This is a genomic window from Ramlibacter sp. (assembly GCF_035706265.1).
GTDB lineage: Bacteria > Pseudomonadota > Gammaproteobacteria > Burkholderiales > Burkholderiaceae_C > Ramlibacter.
The window spans coordinates 1-2,831 of record NZ_DASSVG010000654.1 but is presented as its reverse complement, the minus strand read 5'-3'; the positions used below and the strand labels follow the sequence as shown (position 1 = coordinate 2,831).

Sequence of the window (2,831 nt, the reverse complement as noted above, 5' to 3'; positions counted from 1 at the left end):
GCACTAAGAGCGGCGGATCGCACTAGCGAGGCGCGCCGCGTGGCGCAGGCCTGCCGATGGGCAGGCCTCGCGGTCGTGTTCCTTCGACTTCAGCGATAGCCGAATCCGGTCCTCAGGCGCGGCTGCGCCGCGTCGTGCCTGACCGGCGTACACTGCAGGCTCTTCGCTTCAATCAGTCGGCTTCCCTTCGTGCCCCTTGGCCGGCGAGCGTGAGCTCGAGCGCGTTGCTTCTGCACTGTTGGAGGTGCAGCCATGCAACCCTCTCTTTCCGAATCCACCCGACGTTCCACCTCGTTCGACCTGGTGGCCGCCATCGATGCCTACGAAGACGCCAGCACGCGGCTGGTCGCCCGTTGGCTGGACATGGATTTGTACTCCGATGTCAGCAGGCAGATCGACGCGATCCGCGAGCGCGGCGTGTCCGATCCGTCGCTGACGGTGTTCTCACTGCAGCTGGTCATCGCTCATTCCGAGTTGATCTGCACGATGTGGCAGAACTCCTCGGTCGGCGTGAGCGCCGCCAAGCTGCAGGAGGTGCAGGCGCGTCATACCCTTGCCGTCCGCGCGCTGCGCGAGGCGGTCGGGCACCTGTCCAGGGTCGATTAGCGACGCGCGCCATGCCGCCGCTCGCAGCGAGTCACGGCTGACGCACTGCGGTCAGGTGTTCGCGGCTGCTGCGACACCATGAAATTCGAACGGGCGACTTTCGAATTTCATGGTGCGATGCGCTGAAGCTGGATGCGCGATCCGTCCTATCCACCCGCCGCGCAGTGCAGCAACCCCACCACTTCCCCGAGCCGCTCCCGCGCCGCATGCCGCAGGCTCGCGGCCTCCAGCAGCAGCGCGCTGGAGGGCGCGGCGCCGACCCCGCGTTCAAAACGGCGCCAGGTCTCGTTCAATTCCCGCTCGATGGCGCGCGCCGCCGCGTCCGCTTCCTTCCAGCCGTCGTAGGCGCCCGTGATGGGACCCCTCGTGCGAATCTCGCCGGCAGTGTCCGCCAGCGCCAGGATTTCCGTGCTCCACATTCCGGCCTCGCTCCTCGTTCTTGTGACAGCGTCTCGTTGCGAGGGGTAATGCAAGGCTCGGGCCAGCCAGGGAGGGCCGGTTTCGGCGAGTTTCCGGGGATCTATTGGGGATGCTTGTGGGGAAACGGGGAAAGGGGGGGTGAAGAGACCCAGTACGTGCCGGCATCAACGACGCCCTGGCCGCCCTGCGCAACGCTCCGGTGCACAGGCTCCAGAACCGCTGCTAGCATCCCGTCAGGCGCCAGTCCAAGCTCCGGCCATGCACCACCTCATTGAAGAGAACCGAATGGAGATCGCTCGTCTCTGCCGCCGGCACCACGTCCGGCGGCTGGAGGTGTTCGGCTCCGGGGCGCGCGGTGTGGATTTCGATCCCCAGCGCAGCGATGCCGACTTCCTGGTGGAGTTCGAGCCGGGCTCGGAGCCGGACCTCGGGACGTTCTTCGGATTGAAGGACGACCTCGAGGCGCTGCTCCGAAGAAGAGTGGATCTCGTTCAAGCCGGAGCAGTGCGCAATCCCTATGTGCTGGCAAGCATCAACCGGGCACGCGAACTAGTCTATGGAGCGTGACGCGCGTGCTTTCTTGTGGGATGTACTCGAGGCGGCGCAGGCCATCGAATCCTTCGTGCAGGGTTTGGATGCCACCTCCTATGCCGCACAGCCGCTCGTGCACTCGGCCGTCGAACGCAAGTTCCTCGTTATCGGCGAGGCGCTGAACCAACTCTCGAAGGCGGACCCTACGACCGCGGCACGCATCCCGGACCTGCGCGCGGTCATTGGCTTCCGGAATCTGCTGGTACACGGCTACGCCGAGGTGGACCACGACATCGTCTGGTACGCGATCCACAAGTCCTTGCCTCAACTGCGTGAGGTCGCCGCAGGCATCCTGAAAGATTTCGCGGGCCGGGACGGCTGACAGTGCCGACTCCATAAGCATCCTCCCGATCCCCTCCCTCCGTCGAGCCGCGTTTACCCGCAACACGGCGCCCCCGGGCACGACTACGATGGTTTCGTGCCTTCCTCCAGCGACCTCGACCCGCTGCGGCGCGGAAGCCTCTCGCGCCGCCGCTACCGGACGCCCGCCACCTCGGACGAAGTTTCGCCGCATGGCGGCACGTTCCTGCGCCCCGACAACGTCATGCCCGTGCAAGCCGCGACCCCTCCCACCGCCCCCACCACGCAAGACCGCCGGCAATTCCAGTTCGCCGAGCTCGACCGGTGGCTCAACGAGCGCCGCGTGACGGAAGTCGAATGCCTGGTGCCGGACCTGACGGGCGTGGCGCGCGGCAAGATCCTGCCGCGGGAAAAGTTCACGGAAGACCGCGGCATGCGGCTGCCGGAGATCGTGGTGGCGATGAGCGTCACCGGCGAATATCCGACCGAAGGGCCGTACTTCGACGTGGTCAGCCGCAACGATGCCGACATGCACCTCGTGGCGGACCCGGCCACGGTGCGCATCGTGCCCTGGGCCGCCGATCCGACGGCGCAGGTGATCCACGACTGCTACGACCGCGACGGCCGGCTGGTGCCCTTCGCGCCGCGCGCCGTGCTGCGGCGCGTGTGCGAGCTGTTCGACCGCAAGGGCTGGAAGCCCGTGGTCGCGCCGGAGCTGGAGTTCTACCTGGTGGCCCGCAACACGGACCCCGACATGCCGCTGAAGGCGCCCGTCGGCCGCAGCGGCCGCGCGGAGACCTCGCGCCAGGCCTACTCCATCGACGCCGTCAACGAGTTCGATCCGCTGTTCGAGGACATCTACGACTTTTGCGAAAAGCAGGAGATCGGGATCGACAGCCTGATCCACGAAGAGG

General features: G+C 66.7%; 4 protein-coding genes and 1 pseudogene. 4 read left to right on the top strand and 1 reads right to left on the bottom strand.

The window, feature by feature from the left end; all coding sequences use genetic code 11:
* The first annotated feature begins 252 nt into the window (after positions 1-252).
* The gene (locus VFM98_RS23510; protein WP_325112320.1) at positions 253-606 is read left to right on the top strand and encodes a hypothetical protein; all 354 of its coding nucleotides are present in this window, start codon (positions 253-255) and stop codon (positions 604-606) included.
* A gap of 146 nt (positions 607-752) precedes the next feature.
* Here the strand turns inward: VFM98_RS23510 and VFM98_RS23505 are convergent, their stop codons facing one another.
* Positions 753-1,025, bottom strand: a complete 273-nt coding sequence (locus VFM98_RS23505) for a hypothetical protein (protein ID WP_325112319.1) — start codon at positions 1,023-1,025, stop codon at positions 753-755.
* Positions 1,026-1,284: 259 nt separating this feature from the next.
* Between VFM98_RS23505 and VFM98_RS23500 the strand changes: the two genes are divergently transcribed.
* The 3 genes and pseudogenes from VFM98_RS23500 to VFM98_RS23490 all read left to right on the top strand — a co-directional run.
* The gene (locus tag VFM98_RS23500; protein WP_325112318.1) at positions 1,285-1,593 is read left to right on the top strand and encodes a nucleotidyltransferase family protein; all 309 of its coding nucleotides are present in this window, start codon (positions 1,285-1,287) and stop codon (positions 1,591-1,593) included.
* Positions 1,583-1,939, top strand: a complete 357-nt coding sequence (locus VFM98_RS23495; RefSeq protein WP_325112317.1) for a DUF86 domain-containing protein — start codon at positions 1,583-1,585, stop codon at positions 1,937-1,939. The genes VFM98_RS23500 and VFM98_RS23495 overlap by 11 nt, the downstream gene beginning before the upstream one ends.
* A gap of 222 nt (positions 1,940-2,161) precedes the next feature.
* A pseudogene (locus tag VFM98_RS23490) lies at positions 2,162-2,831 on the top strand (glutamine synthetase); the annotation flags it as partial.

Excerpts from the sequence above, each read along its gene's own strand:
- VFM98_RS23510 (WP_325112320.1), top strand. The coding sequence starts at position 253 with ATGCAACCCTCTCTTTCCGAATCCACCCGACGTTCCACCTCGTTCGAC.
- VFM98_RS23505 (WP_325112319.1), bottom strand. The coding sequence starts at position 1,025 with ATGTGGAGCACGGAAATCCTGGCGCTGGCGGACACTGCCGGCGAGATT.
- VFM98_RS23500 (WP_325112318.1), top strand. The coding sequence starts at position 1,285 with ATGCACCACCTCATTGAAGAGAACCGAATGGAGATCGCTCGTCTCTGC.
- VFM98_RS23495 (WP_325112317.1), top strand. The coding sequence starts at position 1,583 with ATGGAGCGTGACGCGCGTGCTTTCTTGTGGGATGTACTCGAGGCGGCG.